The sequence below is a fragment of the Halobellus sp. GM3 genome (genome assembly GCF_052545375.1).
In genome coordinates, this window is the sequence record NZ_JBQWLT010000001.1 from 148,249 (window position 1) to 170,887 (window position 22,639).

General features: G+C 64.7%; 24 protein-coding genes, 4 tRNA genes and 1 pseudogene. 17 read left to right on the top strand and 12 right to left on the bottom strand.

Annotated elements, in window-relative coordinates; translation table 11 throughout:
* Positions 1 to 92 precede the first annotated feature (92 nt).
* From ACT3HL_RS00760 to ACT3HL_RS00770, 3 genes are all read left to right on the top strand, one after another.
* Complete coding sequence (locus tag ACT3HL_RS00760) at positions 93 to 905, top strand: glycosyltransferase (RefSeq protein WP_445084897.1); 813 nt, start codon at positions 93 to 95, stop codon at positions 903 to 905.
* Positions 906 to 1,355 carry a GtrA family protein gene (locus ACT3HL_RS00765; protein ID WP_445084898.1) on the top strand — a complete coding sequence of 150 codons (450 nt, stop codon included), beginning with the start codon at positions 906 to 908 and terminating at the stop codon, positions 1,353 to 1,355. It begins immediately after the preceding gene.
* Positions 1,356 to 1,424: 69 nt separating this feature from the next.
* Positions 1,425 to 1,499 (top strand) — tRNA-Met (locus ACT3HL_RS00770).
* An 84-nt stretch (positions 1,500 to 1,583) separates the two neighbouring features.
* Here ACT3HL_RS00770 and ACT3HL_RS00775 read toward each other — a convergent pair.
* The 4 genes and pseudogenes from ACT3HL_RS00775 to ACT3HL_RS00790 form a co-directional block, all read right to left on the bottom strand.
* Positions 1,584 to 1,993 (bottom strand): annotated as a pseudogene (locus tag ACT3HL_RS00775) (Rieske (2Fe-2S) protein).
* An 81-nt stretch (positions 1,994 to 2,074) separates the two neighbouring features.
* A complete protein-coding gene (locus tag ACT3HL_RS00780; RefSeq protein WP_445084899.1) occupies positions 2,075 to 2,899 on the bottom strand; it encodes a helix-hairpin-helix domain-containing protein in 825 nt (274 codons plus the stop codon).
* A 165-nt stretch (positions 2,900 to 3,064) separates the two neighbouring features.
* Positions 3,065 to 3,559 carry a DUF5790 family protein gene (locus ACT3HL_RS00785; RefSeq protein WP_445084900.1) on the bottom strand — a complete coding sequence of 165 codons (495 nt, stop codon included), beginning with the start codon at positions 3,557 to 3,559 and terminating at the stop codon, positions 3,065 to 3,067.
* An 84-nt stretch (positions 3,560 to 3,643) separates the two neighbouring features.
* Complete coding sequence (locus ACT3HL_RS00790) at positions 3,644 to 3,988, bottom strand: dihydroneopterin aldolase family protein (RefSeq protein ID WP_445084901.1); 345 nt, start codon at positions 3,986 to 3,988, stop codon at positions 3,644 to 3,646.
* Between the two features lie 122 nt (positions 3,989 to 4,110).
* Between ACT3HL_RS00790 and azf the strand changes: the two genes are divergently transcribed.
* Complete coding sequence (gene azf / locus ACT3HL_RS00795) at positions 4,111 to 4,899, top strand: NAD-dependent glucose-6-phosphate dehydrogenase Azf (protein WP_445084902.1); 789 nt, start codon at positions 4,111 to 4,113, stop codon at positions 4,897 to 4,899.
* A gap of 63 nt (positions 4,900 to 4,962) precedes the next feature.
* On the opposite strand, the gene ACT3HL_RS00800 is transcribed toward azf, so the two are convergent.
* On the bottom strand, positions 4,963 to 5,439 hold the full coding sequence (locus ACT3HL_RS00800; RefSeq protein WP_445084903.1) for a hypothetical protein: 477 nt from the start codon (positions 5,437 to 5,439) through the stop codon (positions 4,963 to 4,965).
* Between the two features lie 81 nt (positions 5,440 to 5,520).
* Positions 5,521 to 6,183: a DUF309 domain-containing protein gene (locus tag ACT3HL_RS00805; RefSeq protein ID WP_445084904.1), complete on the bottom strand. Its 663-nt coding sequence runs from the start codon at positions 6,181 to 6,183 to the stop codon at positions 5,521 to 5,523.
* A gap of 120 nt (positions 6,184 to 6,303) precedes the next feature.
* On the opposite strand from ACT3HL_RS00805, the gene ACT3HL_RS00810 reads away from it, so the two are divergent.
* Positions 6,304 to 6,540 (top strand): DUF7564 family protein, encoded by a 237-nt coding sequence (locus ACT3HL_RS00810; RefSeq protein ID WP_445084905.1) that lies wholly within the window; start codon positions 6,304 to 6,306, stop codon positions 6,538 to 6,540.
* A 360-nt stretch (positions 6,541 to 6,900) separates the two neighbouring features.
* On the opposite strand, the gene ACT3HL_RS00815 is transcribed toward ACT3HL_RS00810, so the two are convergent.
* Positions 6,901 to 6,973 (bottom strand) — tRNA-Arg (locus ACT3HL_RS00815).
* Between the two features lie 166 nt (positions 6,974 to 7,139).
* On the opposite strand from ACT3HL_RS00815, the gene ACT3HL_RS00820 reads away from it, so the two are divergent.
* From ACT3HL_RS00820 to ACT3HL_RS00835, 4 genes are all read left to right on the top strand, one after another.
* A complete protein-coding gene (locus tag ACT3HL_RS00820; RefSeq protein ID WP_445084906.1) occupies positions 7,140 to 7,655 on the top strand; it encodes a hypothetical protein in 516 nt (171 codons plus the stop codon).
* A gap of 315 nt (positions 7,656 to 7,970) precedes the next feature.
* Positions 7,971 to 9,428 (top strand): single-stranded DNA binding protein, encoded by a 1,458-nt coding sequence (locus tag ACT3HL_RS00825; RefSeq protein ID WP_445084907.1) that lies wholly within the window; start codon positions 7,971 to 7,973, stop codon positions 9,426 to 9,428.
* Between the two features lie 211 nt (positions 9,429 to 9,639).
* Entirely contained in the window at positions 9,640 to 10,071 is a 432-nt protein-coding gene (locus tag ACT3HL_RS00830) for a histone (RefSeq protein ID WP_445084908.1), read from the top strand.
* Between the two features lies 1 nt (position 10,072).
* Complete coding sequence (locus tag ACT3HL_RS00835; RefSeq protein ID WP_445084909.1) at positions 10,073 to 11,089, top strand: histone deacetylase family protein; 1,017 nt, start codon at positions 10,073 to 10,075, stop codon at positions 11,087 to 11,089.
* Between the two features lie 47 nt (positions 11,090 to 11,136).
* Here the strand turns inward: ACT3HL_RS00835 and cca are convergent, their stop codons facing one another.
* A complete protein-coding gene (gene cca, locus ACT3HL_RS00840; protein ID WP_445084910.1) occupies positions 11,137 to 12,537 on the bottom strand; it encodes a CCA tRNA nucleotidyltransferase in 1,401 nt (466 codons plus the stop codon).
* Between the two features lie 177 nt (positions 12,538 to 12,714).
* Between cca and ACT3HL_RS00845 the strand changes: the two genes are divergently transcribed.
* The 4 genes from ACT3HL_RS00845 (at position 12,715) to ACT3HL_RS00860 (ending at position 16,664) form a co-directional block, all read left to right on the top strand.
* Positions 12,715 to 12,787 (top strand) — tRNA-Asn (locus ACT3HL_RS00845).
* Positions 12,788 to 12,898: 111 nt separating this feature from the next.
* A tRNA-Ile gene (locus tag ACT3HL_RS00850) sits at positions 12,899 to 12,973 on the top strand.
* An 820-nt stretch (positions 12,974 to 13,793) separates the two neighbouring features.
* Positions 13,794 to 15,845, top strand: coding sequence for a hypothetical protein (locus tag ACT3HL_RS00855; protein ID WP_445084911.1), 2,052 nt, complete (start codon positions 13,794 to 13,796; stop codon positions 15,843 to 15,845).
* A gap of 180 nt (positions 15,846 to 16,025) precedes the next feature.
* Positions 16,026 to 16,664 carry a hypothetical protein gene (locus ACT3HL_RS00860; protein WP_445084912.1) on the top strand — a complete coding sequence of 213 codons (639 nt, stop codon included), beginning with the start codon at positions 16,026 to 16,028 and terminating at the stop codon, positions 16,662 to 16,664.
* Positions 16,665 to 16,746: 82 nt separating this feature from the next.
* On the opposite strand, the gene ACT3HL_RS00865 is transcribed toward ACT3HL_RS00860, so the two are convergent.
* Positions 16,747 to 17,088: a hypothetical protein gene (locus ACT3HL_RS00865; protein WP_445084913.1), complete on the bottom strand. Its 342-nt coding sequence runs from the start codon at positions 17,086 to 17,088 to the stop codon at positions 16,747 to 16,749.
* 504 nt (positions 17,089 to 17,592) lie between these two features.
* On the opposite strand from ACT3HL_RS00865, the gene ACT3HL_RS00870 reads away from it, so the two are divergent.
* The 3 genes from ACT3HL_RS00870 (at position 17,593) to ACT3HL_RS00880 (ending at position 19,777) form a co-directional block, all read left to right on the top strand.
* Positions 17,593 to 18,630, top strand: a complete 1,038-nt coding sequence (locus ACT3HL_RS00870) for a tyrosine-type recombinase/integrase (protein ID WP_445084914.1) — start codon at positions 17,593 to 17,595, stop codon at positions 18,628 to 18,630.
* A 270-nt stretch (positions 18,631 to 18,900) separates the two neighbouring features.
* Positions 18,901 to 19,590, top strand: a complete 690-nt coding sequence (locus ACT3HL_RS00875) for a DUF4382 domain-containing protein (RefSeq protein WP_445084915.1) — start codon at positions 18,901 to 18,903, stop codon at positions 19,588 to 19,590.
* Positions 19,580 to 19,777 carry a hypothetical protein gene (locus tag ACT3HL_RS00880; protein WP_445084916.1) on the top strand — a complete coding sequence of 66 codons (198 nt, stop codon included), beginning with the start codon at positions 19,580 to 19,582 and terminating at the stop codon, positions 19,775 to 19,777. The genes ACT3HL_RS00875 and ACT3HL_RS00880 overlap by 11 nt, the downstream gene beginning before the upstream one ends.
* An 8-nt stretch (positions 19,778 to 19,785) precedes the next feature.
* Here the strand turns inward: ACT3HL_RS00880 and ACT3HL_RS00885 are convergent, their stop codons facing one another.
* On the bottom strand, positions 19,786 to 20,616 hold the full coding sequence (locus ACT3HL_RS00885) for a ZIP family metal transporter (RefSeq protein WP_445085273.1): 831 nt from the start codon (positions 20,614 to 20,616) through the stop codon (positions 19,786 to 19,788).
* A 116-nt stretch (positions 20,617 to 20,732) separates the two neighbouring features.
* Between ACT3HL_RS00885 and ACT3HL_RS00890 the strand changes: the two genes are divergently transcribed.
* Positions 20,733 to 21,257 (top strand): DUF7575 domain-containing protein, encoded by a 525-nt coding sequence (locus ACT3HL_RS00890; protein WP_445084917.1) that lies wholly within the window; start codon positions 20,733 to 20,735, stop codon positions 21,255 to 21,257.
* Positions 21,258 to 21,404: 147 nt separating this feature from the next.
* Here the strand turns inward: ACT3HL_RS00890 and ACT3HL_RS00895 are convergent, their stop codons facing one another.
* Together ACT3HL_RS00895 and ACT3HL_RS00900 are read right to left on the bottom strand one after the other, a co-directional pair.
* Complete coding sequence (locus ACT3HL_RS00895) at positions 21,405 to 21,833, bottom strand: ribbon-helix-helix protein, CopG family (protein WP_445084918.1); 429 nt, start codon at positions 21,831 to 21,833, stop codon at positions 21,405 to 21,407.
* Between the two features lie 94 nt (positions 21,834 to 21,927).
* Positions 21,928 to 22,629, bottom strand: a complete 702-nt coding sequence (locus ACT3HL_RS00900; RefSeq protein WP_445084919.1) for a DUF6663 family protein — start codon at positions 22,627 to 22,629, stop codon at positions 21,928 to 21,930.
* Between the last annotated feature and the right edge of the window lie 10 nt (positions 22,630 to 22,639).

The window sequence follows — 22,639 nt, forward strand, 5'->3', positions numbered from 1 at the left end:
CAGTGCCGGCCCCCGCGAACGGGACGGCCGAGCCGAGGCCGCACCGCTCGGTAGCGGTTCGTTTTTCACACAGAAGCGGGTATCTGGGGGTGATGACTCGCTCCGTCGGGATCGTCGTCCCCGCCTATCGGCCCGATCCCGAACGCCTCCGCGCGTACCTCCGTGCGCTCGTCGAGCGGCTGGACCCCGCCGTCGTCCGCGTCGAACTCGACGCTCCCAGCGACGGGATCCGCGACCGTCTCGGCGACGTCCCAGACCGCGTCGAGGTCGCGACCGCCGACGCCAGACGCGGCAAGGGAGCGGCGGTCACCGCGGGGTTCGAGGCGCTCTCGCAGTCGGTTGAGACGCTCGCGTTCGCCGACGCAGACGGCAGCACCCCCGCAGACTCCTTCGCCGCGGTCGTCGACGCCGTCGACTCGGGCGAGGCCGACCTGGCCACCGGCTCGCGCCGACATCCGGACTCGGACGTCGCCTCCCACCAGACGTTCGCCCGCCGCCGCCTCGGCGACGGCTTCGCGTGGCTCGCGCGCCGCTTCCTCGATGAGCAGCTGTACGACTACCAGTGCGGCGCGAAGGCGCTCTCCGCCGAGGCGTGGCGGGCGGTCCGGCCGCATCTCTACGAACCGGGCTTCGCGTGGGACATCGAGCTGATCGCCGTCGCGGGCGCGCTGGAGTGCCGGATCGTCGAGGTGCCCGTCCGCTGGGAGGACCGACCGGGATCGACCGTCTCGACCGTCGGAACGACGCTTCGGCTCGCCCGGGCGCTCGTGACCGCGAGACACCGCGCCCGCCTCCTCCGTGCGGATCGCCTGCACGAACTGCTCGAGTCGCGGACGTCGGGCCGGCGGTCGCTCGTCGAACGACTCGCCGCGGCCGACGCGGCGGACGTCGCCGAGGCCGACTGAATGGTTCGCGAGACGGTCGACGCGCTCGTCTCCGGCGTCCGGTTCGGGAAGTTCGTCTCCGTCGGCGCGGTCGGCGCGGCGTTCGATATGACGACGACGACGGCGCTCATCGTCGGGTTCGGCGTTCTCGGGGAGTACGCGAAACTCGTCGGCGCGGAGGTCGCGATCGTCGTGATGTTCGCGATCAACGAGCGCTGGACGTTCGCCGAGCTCGGCGAACCGGGGGCGGTCCCGACGGTGAAGCGGTTCCTGCGGTCGAACCTCGTTCGAAGCGGCGGGCTGGCGGTCCAGTTTCTGATCGTCCGGGCGCTCCGACAGCTCGACGTCTCCGTCGTCGTCGCCGGCTTCGACCTCTGGCAGCTGATCCCGATTCCGATCGCGATCGGCGCGTCAGTGGTTCTGAACTACGTCGCAGAGAGCCTCCTGACGTGGCGTATCACGCGCTCGTGATCGCGGTGGAAATTGCCACACTGCGGGCGAAACACAACCCTTAACCGTAGCCCACGGCTTCGTTTCGATAGCGGGATGGGATAGCCAGGAGATTCCGCCGGGCTCATAACCCGGAGATCGGTAGTTCAAATCTACCTCCCGCTATCTCCTTGCGACGTTTCGATTCGTCGGCGGTTCGTTTCTGCCCTTTTCGATTCGAGAAGCGCCGTCTCACTTCGACACTCGCGATTAGAAATCGATCCGACCGCCCGAGGAGAGGTCTCGCTCCTCGGAGAGCCCGGGTTCGGCCGCGTCCCAGTCGTCGTCGACGAGGTACACGGCGCCGTCTTCGACGGTCACCGCGAACGTGTCGAGACGGCGCCCTCACAGGGGCCGAAGTCGCAGCGGCCGTCCGCCTTCTCGAACGTCGCGCCGTGTTTCTGACAGACGAGCTGGCCGTCTCTGATGAGCGCGCTCGACCCCTTGTCGAGCCGGACGTCTCGCCAGTGCGGGCAGTAGTTCGTGAAGGCGACGACCGCGCCGTCATCGAGGCGCGTGAGGAGCCCCTCGGTCGTCTCGAATCCGGACTTCGCCGTGAACACGACTGTCTCCTCGGCGTCGACCTCGTCGGCCGCGACGATGCGACGTTCCTCGTCCATGGCCGCCGTTCGACGCACCGCGATTCAAGCGTGGCGATTTCGTCGGGATACCACCCGGTCACGCGTCGGCATACCGCCTGCTCACTCCGCGTCGCGGGCGCGGTCGATCCAGTCTGAGACCCGCTTCTCCGAGACGTCGATGTCGGCCGCGACCTCCTCGGCGTCGGCGACTGCGAGCTCGCCGACCGTCTCGATGCCGGCGTTTCCGAGCCGCTCGGCGTAGGCGGGACCGATCCCCTTGAGCCTCTCGACCGGCCGGTCGTCCTCGGCGCCGGCCGGTTCCGCGTCGGTGTCGTCGTCTTCGTCGTCGGCCTCCGCAGTTTCGCCGTCTCCATCGACGGATTCGGACTCCGTCGGCACGACCGCTTCGGCGGGCTCCTTTCCGGTCTCCTCGTCGACGAGGGTCCCTGTCGAGGCGGCGGCGTCGGTCTCGGCGGCGACGGCCTCCTCGGAGGACGCAGAGTGCGCGTCATCGGAATCAGTATCGAGGTCGTCGGCTCCGACCGCCTCCTCGCCCTCGCCGGCGGTCTCGACGACCTCGGCGGGTTCCTTTCCGGCGTCCTCGTCGACGAGCGTTCCCGTCGAGGCGGAGGCATCGGTTTCGGCGGCGACGGCGTCGTCGCCGTCGTCTGTTTCGACGTCGTTGCCGTCGTCGCCTTCGCCGTTTTCGTCGTCCCCGCCGGCGTCGCGGCCGCTCTCGTCGGCGTCTGCGGTTGTCTCGACCTCGGATTCGGCTCCCTTGACACGCGCTTCGGTCGATGCGTCCGCCTCGCCGCGCTCGCGCTCGACGGAGACTGTCCCCTCAGAGCGGTCCGATTCTGCCGACTCAGACGGCGCCGATTCCGACTCGTCCGAGACGCCGAGGAGCGAGCGAAGCGACGACCGGATCGTATCGAAGATACTCATCGTATCGGTGGTATGAACGTGGAGTATTTAAAAATCGGCTACGATCCGGCCGAATCGCTGCGCGGTGCCGTCGCGGTGTGCCGCTCTCCGTGTCGAGACGTCTCTCCCCGGATCCGTTGCCTTGGTGTGCCCGCCAACGCCGCCGCGGTGGCGGTCGACGGCTGATCAGTCGTCGGCGTCCGCGTCGCCGTCCGCGTCGGCGTCCGCGTCCTCTGCCGAACTGTCGGCCTCCCCGCTGTCGGCCTCCGCTTCGCTCGCTTGCTCGCCGTCGGAGAGGTCCTGTAGCCGGCTCCGAAGCTGTGGCATCGTTCCGGTGAGGTCGCCGACGAGTTCTTCGGCGTCCTCGATGGCGCCGAGGAGTTCCTCGACGCCCTCCACCTGCGATTCGAGTTCCTCCGGGTCGTCGAAGGCGTCCGCGCGCTGGCCGACGATGAAGGTCTTTTTTGCCTGCCGGAGATGCGCTTCGGCCTCGCCGGCGTCGAGGGTCGACCGGAGCGCGTTGAGGACGCCGAGGACGTTGTCCGCCTCGGTCTCCCACACCGCGTCGGCGTCGGGGAGCTCCGCGCGCGCGTCGGCGAGATGTCCCTCGACCTCCTCGCGCATCTCGGCTGCGGCCTCTCCGAACAGGTCGTCGTCTGCGAGTGTGCTCTGGCTACTCATACCACTCGATTCATCGCCGGGACGGTTAAAAACACGCCCAAAAGTGAAAGTGAAATCGTCGCTCTCGGCCCCGGGCGGACGGATTCACTCTCCGACCGAGACGAGTTTCATAAGCGGGTAGTCGTCTTCCATCTCCATACGGGTGCGGACGGTTACCTCCCCGTACTCGATTCGCATCTCGACGTCGAGGAAGCGGCCGGTCAGTTCCGTGTACTCCGCCGATTGCGAGGACAACTCCGCGGCGATGCGGTCGGTTCGGACGTCGACGTCGACGTCGACGCAGTACGGTTGATTCTCGATCGCCTCCTCCATCGCGCGGCCGAGGCTCGCGGCGCTCTCGGGGCTCACCGGCGTCCCCGCGAACTGGTGGTACAGCGAGCCGAACTTGATGCCGGCCTCGAAGCACGCGCTTTCTCGTTCGGTTGGCATACTCGACGGTGAACCTCGGAACCAAAGTGCGTGTCGGCCGCCGCGCTCCGCGGAACGTATCAACGCGCGATCACGCCGAAAATCGGACGTTTCTTGGCCTCCCTGCTCCGATAGGTGGTTGAATGGACGACCCGGTTCTCTTGACAGGCGCGGGCGGACGCGTCGGGCAGGCCATTCTGCGCCACCTCGGCGACGCCTTCGCGTGGCGACTCCTCGACCGGGAGCCGCTTCCGGACGCGAAAGTCCCCGACGGCGTCGGCGACGAGCGCGTCTTCGTCGCGGACGTCACCGACGACGAGGCGGTTCGGAACGCGCTCGACGGCTGTGGGGCCGTGATCCACCTCGCGGGCGATCCGCGCCCGGAAGCGCCGTGGGACAGCGTCCTCCAGAACAACATCGACGGCACGCAGACGATGTTCGAGGCCGCCGTCGAGACGGGCGTCGAGAAGTTCGTATTCGCCTCCTCGAACCACGCGGTCGGCGCGTACGAGACGGACGCGCGGACGCCGGAGATGTACCGCTCACACGACGACTACCGGCTCGACGGCACGGAGCTCCCCCGCCCGAGCAACCTCTACGGCGTGAGCAAAGCGACCGGCGAGGTGTTGGGCCGCTACTACCACGACCACCACGACATCTCGGTCGTCAACGTCCGTATCGGCAACCTCACTGAGGGTCACCCGCCGATCGACTACGAGCGCGGGCAGGCGATGTGGCTCTCCTACCGCGACTGCGCGCACCTCTTCGAGCGGTGCCTGCTCGCGGCGTACGACTACGAGATCGTCTACGGCATCTCCGATAACGACCGCAAGTACTACTCGATCGAGCGCGCCCGCGACGTGCTGGGGTACGATCCGCAGGACAACTCCGCCGAATGGGACGGCGAAAAGCGGGTCATCGACGGGGCGTGACGCGAACACCACTTTTTGGTTTAATAATCATCTCCCCAAGTGTGTGATCGTGTGTCTATTTTGCTATTCGGCATACGTAAATTGTATACCAGCGACGTCGTTTCCCAATTGATAGCTAACCCAAAATGAAGCCACTCCCACCACCCACAAAAGCGGCTTCGATACTGACTCTATCATAAGCACAACCCCGACACCGAGCAGGAGGAGGACGAGTATTGATTTGATATATATGTGAGATGTCCCGTTACTTTCTTCAATAGCTATGGTTGCGTTCTCACCCTCGGAACCGCCCATCCCGTCCGAAGATGGTGGTGCTACAGCTCTCTCAAAGGCGTGGTTCCTTGTCCGTTGATCGCGTAGACAAGTGTTGCACAGACAAGTCCGTTCAAGGCGTTCATACGCCGATACATTCGCGTTCTCCCCTATAGGACGGGGATAGAAATTCACCCCACCACCTGCCTCGACGACTTCTCCACAGACGTCACACAGTGGCTCGTCGGCCACACCTTCCCACCCGTAAACAGTGGTTGAGTCGTCCATAGGTTTTCTTCCCTTTCAGTTATAAAAATTGTTGGTTGTGAATGTGATACTTACTCGTGGCCCCCGGACGGTTCGCTCCCGTCACTCGAACAGCCCCGAGACGTCGCGCTCTCTGCTCCGGCGCCGCTCGACGTGTCCCCGCAGCCGGTCGTAGACGATCGCCCGCCGAGCGCGGTCGGCGACGAAGTCGAAGAGCATCCCGACGAACCCGCGGGACCGCGCGGACGGGACCGACGCCGGCGAGCCCTCGGACCCGCGGTCTGTCTCCTCGCTGATCGCCTCGCGCCCGTACCGAACCGCGTCGTCGACGACGGTTTCATCGAAGGCGTCGTACTCGGCCGCGAGCAGCGTCGCAGCCGCGGCGACCGCCGCGAACGACAGGTCGGTCGCCTCCAGCGCGTCGCCGTCGTACCGGAGCGCGAGCGGCCGAGCGCGCTCCGCGTACTCCGGATCTGCAGCGAGTCGTCGGAGGGACGCGCGGACCGCCGCGACGTTCACGCCGCGGTGGTCGTCGTCGACGCCTGCGAGGTACTCCGCCCCGCTCTCGGCGAGGCCGCGCGCGCCGCTCCAGTTTCGCCGACGGGCGTGGTGGACTGCGGCTGCGTACTGGATGAGCCCGTGGAGCAACCGCTCGTCGGGCGCCCCGTCGTCGAGTGCGAGCCACGGCTCCTCCCACGCCTCGTGTGCGGCGCGGTGGTCACCGGCGTTGAAGACCGCGACCCCGATTCGCAGTGCGTCCTGCACGGTCTCTCGTCGCCGCCGCGCGAGTATATATGCGGCGCTCGGTGACGAACTTATCCGCATGCGGGGCGTTCTCTCACGTGTACCGATCATGATCGCACAGCCCTCACCGTTCCCCCACCGATGACCCGCCGGCGTGTGACGTGTCTGGACTGCGGTACCGAGTTCGTCCGACCGAACGGCTACGAGGGGAACTACTGCCCCTCCTGCCACGAATCGTGGGCGTCCGACGCCCGCGACCGCGACGCCGACGCGAGCGCTGACCCCGAACCCCGCCGACTCCGTCGCCGCACGACGTCCTCTGTCCGGCGACTGGACGACGAGGACGCGGACGCTCCCTCGCGGTACGAAGCGGAATGAGCCGGCGCGGGCGACTCGCTGCGCTCGTCGCGTTGCGCCGGTAACGTGTCGCATCCTGACGGAGTTCCACGCAAGCGGCGCGAGCGTGGAGCACGTCAGGTCGTGAACAGGGCGAGAGCGAAGCTCTCGCTTGAAACCGGCGACGGCGTCGCCGGTGACGAAGTGAGCGTCCTGACGGAGATTTGAACTCGCCGAGACGTTCCGGGTCGCTCGCTCCGCTCGTCGTGTTGCGCTGCAGAGAAACGTCCTGACGGAGTTCCACGCGAGCGGACGCGAGCGTGGAGCAAGTCAGGTCGCGAACAGGGCGAGAGCGAAGCTCTCGCTTGAAACCGGCGACGGCGTCGCCGGTGACGAAGTGAGCGTCCTGACGGAGATTTGAACTCCGGTCCCTGGCTCCGCAAGCCAAGAGGATAGTCCACTACCCTACCAGGACTCATCTCTCCGTACTCCGCATTCACTTATGAGGGTTACGATGCTCCCGGACCGCGGCACGGCGGCACACGGCACGCCCGCCGCGCGAGACGGGGGAACGTGCGCGTGACACAAGGGGACGTTTGAACCTCCGATACCGCTTTTGGGCCCCTCCACTCACTACGAGTATGCGCCGCCGCACGGTCCTCACAGGCGTCACTGCCCTCATTTCAGTCGCACTCGCCGGATGCACAGGCGGAGCCGGCCCGGGCGCCCCGGGAGACGGTTCCACGGACACCGACGGCGCGGAAACGCCAGCCGGGACCGTCGACACCGACACCTCGACCGCGACGGGCGACCGCTTCACGGCGCGCTTCTCGCGCCGGGAGCGCTGTCCGAACCCCGGTGAGGCGACCGTCGACTTCGGCGGCGACGGGCCCGTCTCGGTCGTCGGCTGCGTCGTCGGTAAGAACGGCTGCACTGTTCCGCGGCTTCGGGACGCCGCCTACGACGCGGGGGCAGACGAGATCACCGTCGTCGTCGCCGCGGTGGAGGAACGCGACGAGGACGAGGCCTGCACGGAGGCGCTCGTGAACCTCGGCTACGAGGTCGAACTCTCGATCGACGGTGACCCGCCGACGTCCGTCCGGGTCGTCCACGACGACGTCGACGGCCGTCGGACCGTCGTCGACGTGACGCGGTAGCCGGTCCCGTTGTCGACGTGGCAGGGTAGCCGGTCCCGTCGCCGATGCACGGACCGATCGCCGGCGAACGTTCATATACGAACGCGACCCACGCCCGCCGTGTCACGAACCGAAGCCGGAACTGGAGGGCGACAGGCGGGATTCACCGGAGGACGACGGGCGGGACCCGTCGCCGGGTCGCGGAGTCGAACCGGCGACAAGACAACCCTTAAGCGGCGTCCTGCCTTGGCTGTGGATATGCCTGTGGCCGTATTCGCTCGAACCGCGGGTCGCTCGCTCGGACCCGACGGCCGTCACTGTGGGGGTGTCGCGTAGATGGGCGCGATCGAGGACGTGTACGAGGACCTCGAGACCGACGTCGACTTCGAGGAGTTCGAGGCCGCCGTCGAGGACAAGGTCGAACAGATGGGTGGGCTCGCCGACGAGGAGACCGCGGCGATGCTGATCGCCCACGAACTCCGCGACGAGGAGGTCGAGGGCGTCGCCGACGTCGCGCCGGGAATGAACGACGTCAAATTCCTCGCGAAGGTGATGAGCGTCGGCGAACTCCGGACGTTCGAGCGCGACGGCGAGGACGAGGACGGCCACGTCATCAACGTCGAGGTCGCCGACGAGTCCGGGCGGATCAGAATCGCGATGTGGGACGGGATGGCCGAAGACGCCGTCGACCGCCTCGAAGTCGGGCAGGTCCTCCGCGTGGCCGGTCGGCCGAAGGAGGGCTACAACGGCGTCGAGATCGACGTCGACAAGGTCGAGCCGGCGCCGGACGCGGAGGTCGACGTGGAGGCGCTCGACACCTACCGGGTCGAGGACCTCGCGCTCGGGCTCTCGGACGTGAACCTGAAGGGCCGCGTCCTCAGCACCGACAGCGTGCGGACGTTCGACCGCGACGACGGCTCGGAAGGCCGCGTCGCGAACCTGATGCTCGGCGACTCCACCGGTCGCATCCGCGTCACGCTCTGGGACGAGAAGGCGGACCTCGCCGAGGAGTTCTCCGCGGGCGAGTCGGCCGAGGTCGTCGACGGGTACGTCAGAGACCGCGACGGCACGCTCGAACTGCACGTCGGCAACCGCGGCGCGGTCGAGGAACTCGAAGAGGACATCGAGTACGTCCCCGACACGCGCGACATCGGCTCGCTCGAGATCGGCGAGACGGTCGACATCGCCGGCGGCGTCATCGAGACCGATCCGAAGCGGACGTTCGACCGCGACGACGGCTCGCAGGGACAGGTCAGAAACGTCCGAATCAAAGACGACACCGGCGATATCCGGGTTGCGCTGTGGGGGGAGAAAGCCGACCGCGACATCGACCTCGCGGACTACGTGGTCTTCACCGACGTCGAGATTCAGGACGGCTACCAGGACGACCTCGAGGCCTCCGCCGGGTGGCAGTCGGCGGTCAGCGTGATGGACGACGCCCCCGAGGACGCCGCCGACACCGGGGCGGACGCGGCCCAGTCGACTGGGCTGGGTGCGTTCGGCGACGGCGGCGGTTCGAACGGGACAGAAGCGGCCGGATCCAGCGGCGTCGGAGCCGGCTCTGCGGCCGCCGCGGTCGCCGAGCGGCCGGACGGGGAGACCGGCGACGGCGGCGAACCCGAGACGTTCACCGGAACGGTCGTCCAAGCCGGGTCGCCCGTCGTCCTCGACGACGGCGCCGAGACGCGGAGCGTCGAGACCGACGAGTCACTCCGACTCGGCGAGAAAGTGACCGTCACCGGTCCCGCCCGCGACGGCACGATCGACGCCGACGACATCGAGCGCCCGGAGTAGGAGGCGCGTCCGACCCACTGGAGCCCGTCGACAGCACCGCCGATCGACAGTATCGCCGAGCGCGAGCGCTGGTGTCAACTCGGCGCTCCGCCGCGAGTGCTGTCGGGTCCCCACGGCAAGCGCCGTCGCGTCCGCGCAGGCGAGTCGCCGCCTGCGGGCCGAGAGGATGTCAAGGAAAGGATTATACGCCGGTCGAACCGCATATGTGGTAATGAGTGTCGAGTTGCCGTTCGCCCCCGTGGACACCATCATTCGACGGAGAGCCGGCGACCTCCGGGTCAGCGCCGGGGCAGCCGAGGAACTCGCTCGTCGCGTCCAGGAACACGGGGCGGCGCTCGCCGTCGACGCCGCCGAACGGGCGGCCGAGGACGGTCGAAAGACGCTGATGGCCGAGGACTTCGACGTTCAACAGGTCGTGAGCCGCCGGGAACTCGAACTGCCCGTCGCCCCGATCGATCGCATCGCACGCCTCCGAATCGACGACCGATACCGCGTCTCGATGGACGCCCGGATCGCCCTCGCGGACATCCTCGAGGACTACGCCGACAACGTCGCCAGCGCGGCGGCGACGCTCGCTCGCCACGCGGACCGGCGGACGATTCAGGCCGAAGACATCGAGACGTACTTCGCCCTCTTCGAGTAGTATGCAGTTCGGCTACAGCGAGACCTGTCTCGCACACGACACCGGTGACCGTCACCCCGAGACCGCGGACCGGCTCCGCGCGATACGCCGCGCGCTCTCGAAGCGCCACGGCGTCTCCTATGTCGAGGCCGAGCCGGCGTCGGAGACCGCGGTCGCGTCCGTCCACGACCCGGCGTACGTCGAGGAGATCAGTGGGTTCTGCGAGGACGGCGGCGGCAACTGGGACCCCGACACCGTCGCGTCCGGCGAGACGTGGGACGCCGCGCTCGTGTCCGCCGGACTCGCCCAGTGGGCCGCGGAGACCGCCGTAGACGGCGCAGGCGGCCGCGATACGCCCTTCTCGATCGGTCGACCGCCGGGCCACCACGCCGTCGAGGACGACGCGATGGGATTCTGCTTCATCAACAACGCCGCCGTCGCCGCGCAGACCGTCCTCGATGACCCCGACACCGACGTCGACCGCGCGGTCATCTTCGACTGGGACGTCCACCACGGCAACGGCACGCAGGACATCTTCTACGACCAGGGCGACGTCCTCTACGCCTCGGTGCACGAAGACGGGCTCTACCCGGGCACGGGCGAGGTCGAGGAGACGGGGACCGGCGACGGCGAGGGGACGACGCTGAACGTCCCGCTCGCGGCGGGCGCGGACGACGCCGACTACCTCCTCTCGGTCGACGAACTGCTCTGCCCCGTCGTCGAACGGTACGATCCCGATCTCTTCATCGTCAGCGCCGGCTTCGACGCGCACCGGCACGACCCCATCTCTCGGATGCGGGTCTCGACCGAGGGGTACGCGCTCCTGACGGACCGGATCCGCTCGCTCACCGACGACGTCGGCGCGGCGCTGGCGTTCGTCCTCGAAGGCGGATACGGCCTCGATACGCTCTCGGAGGGCGTCTCGATCGTCCACGAGACGTTCGACGGACGGACCCCGATGGACCCCGACAGCGACCCCAACCAGGACACCGAACGGCTCGTCGAAGAGGTCCGCGAGGCGCACCACCTCGACGGGTGAGGGCGCGAAAAACGCCAGCGCCATCGGACCGCCGAGGCGGGCGGCTCCTACGGGCGCGGGTCGAAATACGACGCGAGCTCCACGCCGAACTCCTCACACAGCGTCGCGACGTCGTCGCCGACGAGCACGTCGTAGCCGTCCGCTAACCGGGACTCGATCTGCGCGCCGAGTCCGACCGAAAACAGCTCGTCCGAGCGGAGCAGATCGACGGCGTCCGTGAACGGCCGGGGGCGCTCGACAACGTACCGATTGCCGTCGATAAATGGGCCGTAGGTCTCCGGTGGTGTGCCCCCGCCTCCGCGTTCATCGGGGGCGTCTCTCTCGCCGGCGTACGCCTCGTAGAACCCGTCGGCGTGCCCGCGGACGGCCACCGGCGGCCCGTCGTGGCGCTCGATCGCCGGGAGTCGGCGGTGGGCGAGTTCGACGAACAGGACCGCGCGGTCGTCGGCGAAGGCCGTCGAGCGGATCGGTCCGAACCCCCGGCGACCGAGTTCGCCGCGGACGCCCGCGAGCGACTTTTTGAGCTGCGGATACAGCTGATCGTCGACGATGTCAGGCGCGTCGAAGACGACGGCGACGGGCGTCGTCCCGCGGCGCTCGACGTGTGCGCGAACCGCCGCGGGCGCGAGCGGATCGGGCTCCCGCGACTCGAACAGTCCCGCCCGCGGCGCGTCGAGAAAGCCCCGCGCGTAGTGCTGAAGGCGCGCGACGTTTTCGGCCGAGCAGACCGCCGCCACGTTCCGCTCTGGGTCCGTCGGATCGACCATCACGAGGGTGTCGTCGTGCGATCCCGTTCCGTGGTTCTCGGGGTCGAAACTGACGGGCGGATGCCAGTCCGCCGCCGCGCGGAGGAGCGCGTCGACGCCCCCGTGTTCGAGCACGAGAAGCTCCGAGAGATACCCCGAAAACCCCTCGGTCCTGAGGTTACTGCCGTAGACGCCGATGCCCTTCAGGAACTGCTTGAAGACGCGGATCTCCCCGGCGAGGTCGTCGTCGATCCGCGCTTCGAGGTACGCGTTGTGGTGCGGCGTCCGGTCGACCGCCGACTGGAGGGACGCGCCGTCGCCGACGTCGTAGCAGGGGACGAGATCCACGTCGAAGCCCTCGAACTCGCCGGTCACGTACGGGTGTTCGGCGTACTCCTCGTGGCCGTCGGGCAGGACCGCGTTGCCGATATCGAGCCCGTAGCGCTCCAGCGTCTCACGTTCGAGGTCCGCGGGGAAACGGACGAAGAGGTCGATGTCGCGGTCGCCGGCGAGCCACGTCCCGCGCGCGGTCGATCCCACTTGGACGACGTCGGCCTCGACCGGGAGATCCGAAAGCTCGGCCTCAACGCGCTCTGTGAGCGCCGCCACCGCGGACCGCATCGCCTCGCGCTCCGCGGCGTCGGGCGTGACGCGCTCGCGGACGCGCTCGATCACTCGGCGTCTCTCGTCGGCGTCGGCCATCGTTGTCGCGGCTTCGAGGGGCGCCGGCGAAAGGGTGTCGATGCGATGCAAGCGCCAGCGGACGGTCGGTCTGGTGCCCGTCTGCCCGCGTGTCTGTGGGGTGATTCTCGGTCCCGTTGCGAGGAAAACGAAAGCCCTATCATACTACCTCGGTGTACGTTCGTGTGCGGACAGAGAGCCGTCGTAGCTCAGTTGGTAGAGCACCTCGCTGTTAACGAGGTGGTCCCAGGTTCGAGTCCTGGCGACGGCGTCACTTCCTCTCGGTGCCGACGTTCGAGCCGCGGGTGTGTCTCGGTTGCGATCCGGCCGGGCGTCCCCAACGACAACGTCTAAGAGGGAGACCGCGGAACGATAGACCGCAGGGCCCTTAGCTCAGTCTGGTCAGAGCGCTCGGCTCATAACCGGGTGGTCATGGGTTCGAAGCCCATAGGGCCCATGTACTAAACCCTCGTTTCCTACCCGATTGGGAAACAGGGTATAGGCGGCTTCTAACACGCGTATTCTACGTTTTAGCTACCCCCGCATACCCCCCTTCTGAGACGAATGTCAACTGCTCGGCACCCGCGGGCCTCCGCTGTCCGTCGAAAACCCAACTCGAAACCGCGGCTGAGGGAATATCCGCCGATAGGCTGCGTTCGAGCCTCTGGTTAGGCTGGTCATCTGGTCCGGCTCCACATTCCTCAGCCCGTATATCACGGGTTTCCCACCCCTCTACCTACCTACCCCTATTCAGTGAGTGGGGTAGCCTGAGCGCGCGCCGGAGGGCCCCCTCGCGGGGTCCGGGGTCGCGCGCTCTGCCAAGCAATGCAGCTCCTCGACGTTCTCACCGAGCCGATCGCCGGAGGTGGCTCCGGTGAATTTCAAGCGTCTCGGTCCGAAGTACGTTCGATATCACTGCCGGTGCTGTCGGTGCGGCTGTATCACTACTCGCGAAGAGCCTCACGCACGGTATCGAGAGTGCCAACTCTGTCACTCTGTCCCCGTTCTTGACCGAGGTGAGCCGATCGATAAGCTCCACCGCGGTCTTATCTGGGCTGCTGAGGCGCTACTTCGTGGCCTGAGCCTTCCACCGCAAGCGACGGAGCGGCCCCCTCACATGGGGGCCCGGAGGCGCGCACGCCGCCGACCCCCGGGCGGCGGCGAACGAGAGGCGGTGCGGGGCGGTGCTGCGGCTGCTGATCCAATGAGGTCATCCAGTGACTGATTCGATCAGTCCGCTCTCGGATCGACTGCTACCTCTCTAGACCCTTCTCTCTATGAGTACTTCCACTTCCATCTCCGACGGATGTAACACATCCCCCATCCGTGACTACCTACTCGGAGAGTTGGAAGCGGAGGGACTGCTCGGCCGTGGGCAGCTGGTCGACGGATCGTACACAGAACGAGATCGCGACCGCGCGCGTCTTCTTCAACTCGTCGCAGAACGCCCTGAGGGAATCTTACGCTCTAAGTTGGTCCACGTCGGCCTCTACGGGCTCAGAGTCTACGGAAAGGAACCGTGGCGGAATACAGTTGGTTTCGATAATCTCGACTGGTACAACGCTGAGGAGCGCCATGACGCTGCGCTCGACCGGATAGCTGAACGAGGAGCGGCTGAGGAAGAGATCGACGGTAGTGATTCAGAATATCAGTTTGCTTATAGATTTACAAAAAAGGCTGAAGCTGCCGGATTCGTCCGTCTCGAAAGTTCTGGTGGATCGACCTCCGTCCACCCCACCCTGCGGCTTCTTGACTTGATTTCATCAGGCATTAGTGAAACAGCGAGCCCCGACGACGGAACCCTCTCTGATCGTAATTTCGTCCGTCGGATGCTCGAATCGGTGGATTCCCACCTTTCAGACGCTCAGAAGTCTGCTGCGGCTGAGGGGCTTCTTCGTTACATTCGGCGCATCGACGATTACCGATTAGCCTTCGACGTACACGTTCGATCTCGAAAAGGGACCGAAACGCGGCGGATGACGAAGGAGTACAAAACTAGGTTCAACTCCGAGGATCGTCACGGCCGGTCCTTCGCTCGACTTCAGGATGCGCTCGACGCGCGCGCCGAGCCGGGCGCGACCGCAGCGTTCGCGACGCTTACCACAGATCCGAAGCTAAACGATTCTCTGCTTGATTCGACGCAGAACATTAATCCGAACTTTCACCGGCTCCAGCAGTACCTTTCCTCGGATCCGTCGACGAAGGCCGACACACGAGAGGCCGGTGTAGCTGGCTGGCGTCCCGATCTCGACGACAAAGTGACTGGCCGCCCTCGGCAGACGCTCGACTACGTGAAAGTGCTCGAATTCGCATCCGGTGGCTTGCCTCACCTCCATACGCTCTATTTCAATCCGCCAAGACGCGAGTCCGACGGAATGCCGTGGCTGATCGACAAAGGAGAGCTGTCTAAGAAATGGTCGGACTACGGGCAGGGTTCGATCGTCGACGTTCGCCCGCTGGTGTTTCGCGACGATCTCCGCCCAGCCGGTGACCCGGACGACCCCGAAGAGAACGGAGTGCTCGATCTCGTGCCGTTTGTCGGTTCCTCTCTGGACGAGCTAGGCGTGTCGACTTTGGTTCAGGAGTGTACGGAGGACACGATCCTCAACTGGTACCGACGAGAGCACGATCTCGACGACGTGCGGTTCAACTCTTCCGAGGGGTGGGTCGACTGGTACCGGTACGGAGATAACGACCTATCACGCGAAGAGGCCGCAGAACGCGCCGGACAGCACGACCTCGTGAATATGGAAGGCGACGATGAGATTATTTTCCAAAAAACCGCAGGCTCGTATCTCGGCAAGTACCTGAGCGCTACGTACGGGGCGCTTTCAAACGTCGCTGAATCCTTCGAGGACCGGGAAACGGTTACCTCCGGTGAAGACGACTCAAAGGAAGCCGTCTGGAAGCTCGCGCTCTACTGGGCGACGGACAAACAGTTCTGGTCTACCTCACACGGGATCGAGCGGGTGATTGATCTGGAAGAGCCAGAATTAGAGGGTGAGGCGCGCGACGTTGCTGAATGGGCCTCTCAAGAAACCGTGATCGCGCTGTCGAGAGAATACGCTGAGACTTGGGTCTATGAACCAGATCTAGACGAACTACTAGACTCTGGTCGTGCGCAGGCGACGCTTCGGGAACTTGGAACGGAACACTGGATCTCGATTGATTACCTCGGTGCGTACGCCTACTGGGATATGCCGGTAACAGCCTCGCAGGCTACTTCTCTCGAAGTCATCGAGGGGAATATGCACGAACCTGACGAGCCTTCGGTTTTGGTGGAAACTGACCGGCCACCACCTGTTGCTGCGGTGTGGGGAGAGTCTTAGGCTGCGTCCGTTGCTTTGTTAGACTGGTCACTGGTTAGACTCTTATCGAGGGTGCGATAGAACTCTGGATACGGTGTTTATTTCACAATCTTGCAACCGAATCAGCCGTGAGAATTTGTCTGCGAATATAGAGCCAATTTACGACAAAGAATTTGTACACAGAGTGGCCGTTATGATCCGATGGTTTCCGTTACCCGATATGATATTCCCTCTCTCATACTCGCTCTCATAGGTCTGCTGGTAATCATCCAAGGTATTCAGGCAATTCCACATTCCGGTGAACCGGAATATCAACATCAAATTGAGTCTGTGTCTGCTACCGAGATCCCAAATGAGGCGAACATTCTCAACTATTCTGAACTCTCACCGAATGGACGGAAAGTAGTTTCCGAAACTATTCAATCGGATAACAATCAGTTCGTTATACACGGTAGATCTAATAAACCATCGGAATTCACGTATTCCGATCATCAGGAAGTAAACCACGGAATTCACTACATCTCATATCAGGGTAATTACTATGAATTGACTACCGTTCAAGGGCCACCCGGTACTCTCGACTGGGTTTTCCTTGGCGGCTATGGGCTAGTTGGTGGGGTTGCTATCGGTATCGCGTTTTACTCAATACGATATGAGCGTCTTCGTCTCCCACTCACGCTCATTTCCGGGATAGTCATTTGGTGGGGAATCTCCGAGACTAGCATCTATAGACTCTCTTCAAATACGCAACTTGTCGTTGGGATCGTTCTCAGCCTTGTACTCATTCCTACAGTTGTTATCTGGTATCTTCTCGGACGAATCGGCTACGGGAAAGACTAGCCCATAATACCGATAGATAGCCTGTACTGAACAATTCTTGAACCCAGCGTGGGAACACTTCTATCACTCCCTCTTTCATCCGTTAGGTGCCGTAAATTAGATACCCGATACCTAGCTTCGTAATCTGGTATTTCCCTCTTCCTTTCTTTTCGACTAATCCCCCCGCATTTAGCGTGCTTAACCGTCTTGAGATCCCCGGCCTCGATCGGCCAGTATTATCTGCAATTACTGCTGGCGTAAGTGTTAAATTAAATACTAGAGTCCTTAGAATTTCTTTATCCATATCTGTTATCCAATCGTAATCCTCTGGATCTTCTTTTAGCCAAGCTTCCTCTGCTTCGGAAAATTCGGGAGTAATTTCGCCAAGGACTACCTTTTCCATATCTTCGAAATCAGGTAGCTCTTCGTCTTCGGTGTTGGTCATATATTTTCGAACCACCGGGTACACAAAAGATGTTCCCTGTTGGTACCTACCGAATTCAAGTTACCAATTAGTAGCAATTATTAAGTAATCACAGTTTGAATACGATAGCTGAGGGCTACTAGTCGGTTGATGATGATTCCGTTGGTCCGCGAGAAAGGCCGTGCTGGCACACGGCCTACGGTAGTTCTCGTGACCGCCTATGCACGGAACCACCGCGGGGCTTTCCAGCCCCAGAAGATCGGACGTATTGCTCAGTGAAAACTCCGACGCCACTTGTTCCTACTGTGGCGACTACGCCGAGGGGATCGACGCGAAGCGACACATAGCCGTCTGTGAACGCTGCGCTCGAATCCTCTCAGACTGGCGTTTCTGTAAGGAGTGCGGCGAAGCCATCGAGCCGTTGTCTGATAGCTTCACGTTCCAGTCTCGAATGGTCCGCGGGTACTTCGCTCACCTAGCTAGCGAGCATCCGAACCACGCGGTGTGGGATCCGCTGGGTGATCGATGAGCGACGATCTCGAACCGCTCTCTCCGAGCGAGGGTGTTGAGATGTATCTCGAAGCCCGCCGGGACGAGCTGAGCAAGGAGACCTTGAGCGGCCAAAAGTACCGGCTTGCTTCGTTCCTCCAGTGGTGTGACGAAGAGGAAGTAGAGAACCTGAACGATCTCAACGGGAGAGATCTCTATCGTTTCCGCGTCTGGAGACGTGAAGGATTAGGCCAAGGCCGCGAGGAGATACAACAGGTTACTCTCCGAGGTCAGCTGTCGACGCTCCGCGCGTTCCTCCGGTTCGCCGAGGAGATCGACGCAGTGCGGGAGGGACTTCGCGTAGATGTTCCGCTACCGACTGTGAGTAACGGTCAGAACGTCAGTGATACGACGCTCGACCCAGACCGTGCTGCGGACATTCTAGAGTACCTGAACCGCTACCACTACGCCAGCCGTACGCACGGGATCCTGCTTCTGATGTGGCATACCGGTGCGCGAGTCGGTGCGATTCGATCGCTGGACCTGTCCGACCTCGACCTCGACACCGACCGGCCGGGTATCCAGTTTCGGCACCGTCCGGAAACTGACACGCCGCTCAAAAACAAGGAGAAGGGTGAGCGGTGGAACGCGATCAATCCGAACGTTGCGCGCGTGCTGGAGGACTACATTGACGGTCCTCGTGAGAACGCACGCGATGAGCATGGCCGTTTTCCGCTCTTCACCACGGAGTACGGTCGTCCTGCGTTGACAACGTTCCGAGACGCAGTGTACCGCGTTACACGTCCGTGCTGGCGCGGTGAGGAGTGTCCGCACGGGGAAGACGTGGATACCTGCGAGGCCGCGTACCTTACACACGCGAGTAAGTGCCCGTCTTCTCGTTCGCCTCACGACGTACGGAGCGGTCGGGTCACTGCGTACCGGCGGAACGACGTTCCGCGTCGGGTGGTCTCCGATCGACTAAACGCGAGTACAGACATCCTCGATGAGCATTACGACCGGCGTAGTGCGCGCGAGAAAGCCGAACAGCGGCGCGATTACCTCAGAAATCAATGACCGAACAGCGTTCAATCCGTCAGGAGCACTGCCCGAGAGACATCCGAACCGTTCGCCGATCGGTTGGTAACCCGAGAGGAGCGAAATCGCAATACGGCGCTTCCCATAGGGCCCATCTCTGCGGACTCACTTTGCCCCCGACGACACGCCAATTAACCCGATTTATCTCGTCAAAACAGAGAAAATCGGCGACTACCCGCGGTGAATCACGGTTATTCTGGGTCACGGAATCCCCGAACTAAGTGCTGTCTCGTCGATGAGACAGACACGATGAACCGAACGAGACCGAAGGCCGATCTGAGCCGACGGACGTACCTCAAGGCAGCGGGAATCGCAGCGGCGGGTACGGTCGGGGTGGCGGGATGTGCCGGGACCGCATCGGCGACCGGAACGCTCGCCACGCGGGTGACGGACCAGCCCGGCGATATCGCGGATTTCGAGTCGTGCGTCGTGACGATTCAGGGGATCTGGGTCAAGCCGAGCGACGGCAGCGACGGCGACACCGAGACCGCGGAGACCGAAGCGGACGATACCGGAACCGACGGCGGGCGGGCCGAAACGAACGGCACAGAGCAACAGGACGACGCCGACGTCGACGAGAGCAGCGGTCGGGAATACTACGAGTTCGAGGAGCCACAGGAGGCCGACCTCGTAGAGCTACAGAACGGAAACACGCAACTGATCGACGAGCGAGAGTTCGACGTCGGGACGTACGCGTTCCTGCAGCTCGACGTAACGGACGTGGAGGGGGTACTCGAAAGCGGCGGCGACGCCGACGTCGACACGCCCGGCGGCGCCCCCCTGCAGTTCAAAGAGTCGTTCGAGATCCGCGAAGACCAAGTGACGACGTTCACGGGAGACTTCACGCCCGTTCGCCGGGGACGGACCGATCAGTACCTGCTGCAGCCGGTCGCGAACGGCACTCGAGTCGAATACGGGAACGGGGACGATGGGACCTAGCACCGCGTTGCTGTTCGGCGGCCCGCTCACCTCCCCACTCGGGGTCTTCGGGGCGTTACTCGTCCTGCTCGTGGTGATCGTGGTGGGACGTCTCGTGCTGGCGCTCGCGTGGCGCGTCGTCCTCGTCGCCCTCGCCGTCAGCCTCGTACTGTGGCTGCTGGGCGCCGTCGGGATCGGACCGATCTGATGCGGGCGTCATCCGAGCGAGATGTCGAGATACAGCATCACGACGATCCCGAGGATCGTCCCGAGTGTCGCGACGCGCTCGTGACCACCGGCGTGCGTCTCGGGGACAATCTCGTCGCTAATGACGAACAGCATCGCGCCGGCGGCGAAGCCCATCGCGTAGGGGAGCAGCGCCGAGACGGTCTGGACGGCGTACGCGCCGAGGACGGCCAGCGGGATCTCCACCAGCCCCGAGCGAATCCCCGTGAAGACGGCGTACGCGCGGCGGTCGAGCCCGGCGTTGACGGCGGCGACCGAGACGGCGAGCCCTTCGGGGATGTTCTGGATCCCGATCGCGAGCATCAGCGGGATCGCGCCCGCGACGTCGCCGCTGCCGAACCCGACGCCGACGGCGAGCCCCTCGGGCATATTGTGCAGTGTAATCGCGAGCACGAAGAGCACCACCGGTGCGAGGCGCTCGTTGTCGATGGGGAGCGAGTCGCCGGGGTCGGCGGCGTCGCTCCGCCGCCGCCCCGTCAGGAGGATGTGAGCGTGCGGAACCAACACGTCGGAGCGGTCGAGAAACAGGGCGCCGAGGAGCACGCCGACGAGTACCGGGATCGGGTTCCCACCGGAGTACACCTCGATCCCCGGAATGATGAGGCTCGTGAAACTGGCCGCGAGCATCACTCCCGCGGCGAATCCGAGCGCGCCGTCGAGCGCCCGCTCCGACGGGTCCCGCCAGACGAGCACGAGCGAGGCGCCAAAGAGGTTCAACCCCGCGATGACGAGTCCGCCGACGAGGCCGTGGACGATCGGGTTCGCGCCGAACCACTCGACGAACAGCTCAGCGATCACGATACGGGCGACTCGTCGCGGAATGATTTATAGTATGGGTTCGTCAGCCGACCGAATGGCGTCTGTCAGCGGGGCCCACAGATCCACAAGACCTAATCGGGCGCACTCGTAGAGTACGTATGGACAGTCAGCGGTCGAAGCGCCCGTGGCTCGCGGCGCTTCTCGCGACGCTCGCCACCGGGCTCGGGCACGTCTACCTCCGGCGGTGGAAGCGCGGCCTCGGCTGGTTCACCGCGGCGGTCGCCGTGTCTGTGCTGTTTGTCCCGCCGGAGGCGACCCAAGAGCTCTTCTCCGGCGGCGGCAATCCGGTGGCGCTCGCCCCCGCCCTCGCGGTGGGCGTCGCGAGCGTCGCCGACGCGTACGTCCTCGCGCGGAGCCAGCAGCGGCGGGCTCGGGCGACAGCCGGGCGCGCTCGTCAGAGCGGTCTCGAACGTGATCCTGCGGATGTCGGCAACGGGCAGTCACCCGTAGACGCCGAGATATCGCCCGCGGACGACGACGCGGGCCCTGCCGCTGCTGTGACTGTTGGATCGTCGGCCCCGACGGGCGCGTCGGACTGCCCACACTGCGGGAAGGAACTGGATCCGGACCTCGACTTCTGCCCGTGGTGTACGACGCGGCTGACGGACGCGTCAGATCGGTAAGCGAAGCGGCGGGTCCCCGTTCCGTACCGGGTCGGGGCCGATTCCGACCGGGCGCCCTCGTCGCGTTCGTACCGGCGTTCACGTCTCGTCCCGGCTGTCGCCCACCCCGTTGGTGGCGATCACTGGTACACCGTGTGGACAGTCAGATCACTGCTCGGCGTCGAGCGCGGCGAGCTCGTCGACGGGCATCACCGAGTAGTCGACGCTGAGGGTGTCCTTCGTTGCGCGGATCTTGCCGACGAACGTCGCGATGTCTTCGAGTTCGCCTTCGAGGACGAACAGCTCCATACAGCGGTGCTCGCCGACGTGGCTGTGGAAGTTCGAGGCGACGAGCGACTCGTACTCGTGGCGGAGTTTCATCATCCGCTCTTCGACGTTCGTCGTCTCATACTCGAAAACGACCGTCACGACGGCCATCAACTCTCTGTCCTCCAGTCGCTTGTCCTCGAACTCTCCGAGGAGGCTGCGGGAGGCTTCGCGGAGGACTTCGCTCCGGCCGGTGTAGCCGTGCTCTTCGGCGAACGCGTCGAGTCGTTCGACCAACGCTTCGGGCATCGAGACGCTGACGACGGTCATATATTAACGTAGCGGGCCGAATATATTAATGTGTAATGAACGACGGGGCGCTGCGGCGATCGGGATTAGCAATCCGGCACAGCGGGTGCCGCCGTCACTCGGTCGTCCCAGCGTCGGTCGCACTGGCGCCGGCCGGGCCCGAGCCGGGCCCGTACGTCGACCGCATCGTCTCCGCCAGCACGCCGTCGCGGCGGAACACCACGTAGACGACGAGAAACGGCTCGTCCAGCGGGCGGAGCACGAACACGGCGCGGGGTTGGTTGGCCTCCGGCGGGACCGACTCGCCCTGGTCGACGCGGGAGACGAGGGGGTCTAGGGGCGTGACCCCAGTCCGGAACTCCTCGAAGAGGTCGCGAGCGCCCGACTGCTTTGCGAACACGTACAGCGCCCCGTTCGGTTCGCCGTCGGTGTTTTTCGTCACGCGCCCGTTCATCCCCTCGTGCTCCGCTTCGGCGACCATCCACGCCCGCTTCGCCGCCTCGAAGACGCCGGTGACGCCGTCGTAGAACTCGAAGACCGTGTCCGCGACCACCTCGACGCGATCGAATCGGGGCTCGCTGTCGACCCACGACAGCGTGGCATCGACCAGCGCGCCGGCGTGAAGCCCGGCGACGACGCGGGCGAGCTCCCCGTCGTAGCCGCTCGTATCGACGTACGCAGGCGAGAACGCCTCCTCCGGAGGCCCGTCGGGGCGGTCGCGGTCGGCGTCCCCCCCGTCGACCGACACGAGCAGGAGCTCAGACGGGTCCCGCGGACGGCCGAGAACGCGGTACCGCCCCGCGGTCGTCGGGTTCATCGCTCCCCCG

Excerpts from the sequence above, each read along its gene's own strand:
- ACT3HL_RS00780 (WP_445084899.1), bottom strand. The coding sequence starts at position 2,899 with ATGAGTATCTTCGATACGATCCGGTCGTCGCTTCGCTCGCTCCTCGGC.
- ACT3HL_RS00790 (WP_445084901.1), bottom strand. The coding sequence starts at position 3,988 with ATGCCAACCGAACGAGAAAGCGCGTGCTTCGAGGCCGGCATCAAGTTC.
- cca (WP_445084910.1), bottom strand. The coding sequence starts at position 12,537 with ATGGCCGACGCCGACGAGAGACGCCGAGTGATCGAGCGCGTCCGCGAG.
- azf (WP_445084902.1), top strand. The coding sequence starts at position 4,111 with ATGGACGACCCGGTTCTCTTGACAGGCGCGGGCGGACGCGTCGGGCAG.
- ACT3HL_RS00880 (WP_445084916.1), top strand. The coding sequence starts at position 19,580 with ATGGGACCTAGCACCGCGTTGCTGTTCGGCGGCCCGCTCACCTCCCCA.
- ACT3HL_RS00830 (WP_445084908.1), top strand. The coding sequence starts at position 9,640 with ATGAGTGTCGAGTTGCCGTTCGCCCCCGTGGACACCATCATTCGACGG.
- ACT3HL_RS00900 (WP_445084919.1), bottom strand. The coding sequence starts at position 22,629 with ATGAACCCGACGACCGCGGGGCGGTACCGCGTTCTCGGCCGTCCGCGG.
- ACT3HL_RS00875 (WP_445084915.1), top strand. The coding sequence starts at position 18,901 with ATGAACCGAACGAGACCGAAGGCCGATCTGAGCCGACGGACGTACCTC.
- ACT3HL_RS00765 (WP_445084898.1), top strand. The coding sequence starts at position 906 with ATGGTTCGCGAGACGGTCGACGCGCTCGTCTCCGGCGTCCGGTTCGGG.
- ACT3HL_RS00855 (WP_445084911.1), top strand. The coding sequence starts at position 13,794 with ATGAGTACTTCCACTTCCATCTCCGACGGATGTAACACATCCCCCATC.
- ACT3HL_RS00825 (WP_445084907.1), top strand. The coding sequence starts at position 7,971 with ATGGGCGCGATCGAGGACGTGTACGAGGACCTCGAGACCGACGTCGAC.
- ACT3HL_RS00785 (WP_445084900.1), bottom strand. The coding sequence starts at position 3,559 with ATGAGTAGCCAGAGCACACTCGCAGACGACGACCTGTTCGGAGAGGCC.
- ACT3HL_RS00800 (WP_445084903.1), bottom strand. The coding sequence starts at position 5,439 with ATGGACGACTCAACCACTGTTTACGGGTGGGAAGGTGTGGCCGACGAG.
- ACT3HL_RS00865 (WP_445084913.1), bottom strand. The coding sequence starts at position 17,088 with ATGACCAACACCGAAGACGAAGAGCTACCTGATTTCGAAGATATGGAA.
- ACT3HL_RS00890 (WP_445084917.1), top strand. The coding sequence starts at position 20,733 with ATGGACAGTCAGCGGTCGAAGCGCCCGTGGCTCGCGGCGCTTCTCGCG.
- ACT3HL_RS00860 (WP_445084912.1), top strand. The coding sequence starts at position 16,026 with ATGGTTTCCGTTACCCGATATGATATTCCCTCTCTCATACTCGCTCTC.
- ACT3HL_RS00835 (WP_445084909.1), top strand. The coding sequence starts at position 10,073 with ATGCAGTTCGGCTACAGCGAGACCTGTCTCGCACACGACACCGGTGAC.
- ACT3HL_RS00895 (WP_445084918.1), bottom strand. The coding sequence starts at position 21,833 with ATGACCGTCGTCAGCGTCTCGATGCCCGAAGCGTTGGTCGAACGACTC.
- ACT3HL_RS00870 (WP_445084914.1), top strand. The coding sequence starts at position 17,593 with ATGAGCGACGATCTCGAACCGCTCTCTCCGAGCGAGGGTGTTGAGATG.
- ACT3HL_RS00810 (WP_445084905.1), top strand. The coding sequence starts at position 6,304 with ATGACCCGCCGGCGTGTGACGTGTCTGGACTGCGGTACCGAGTTCGTC.
- ACT3HL_RS00820 (WP_445084906.1), top strand. The coding sequence starts at position 7,140 with ATGCGCCGCCGCACGGTCCTCACAGGCGTCACTGCCCTCATTTCAGTC.
- ACT3HL_RS00760 (WP_445084897.1), top strand. The coding sequence starts at position 93 with ATGACTCGCTCCGTCGGGATCGTCGTCCCCGCCTATCGGCCCGATCCC.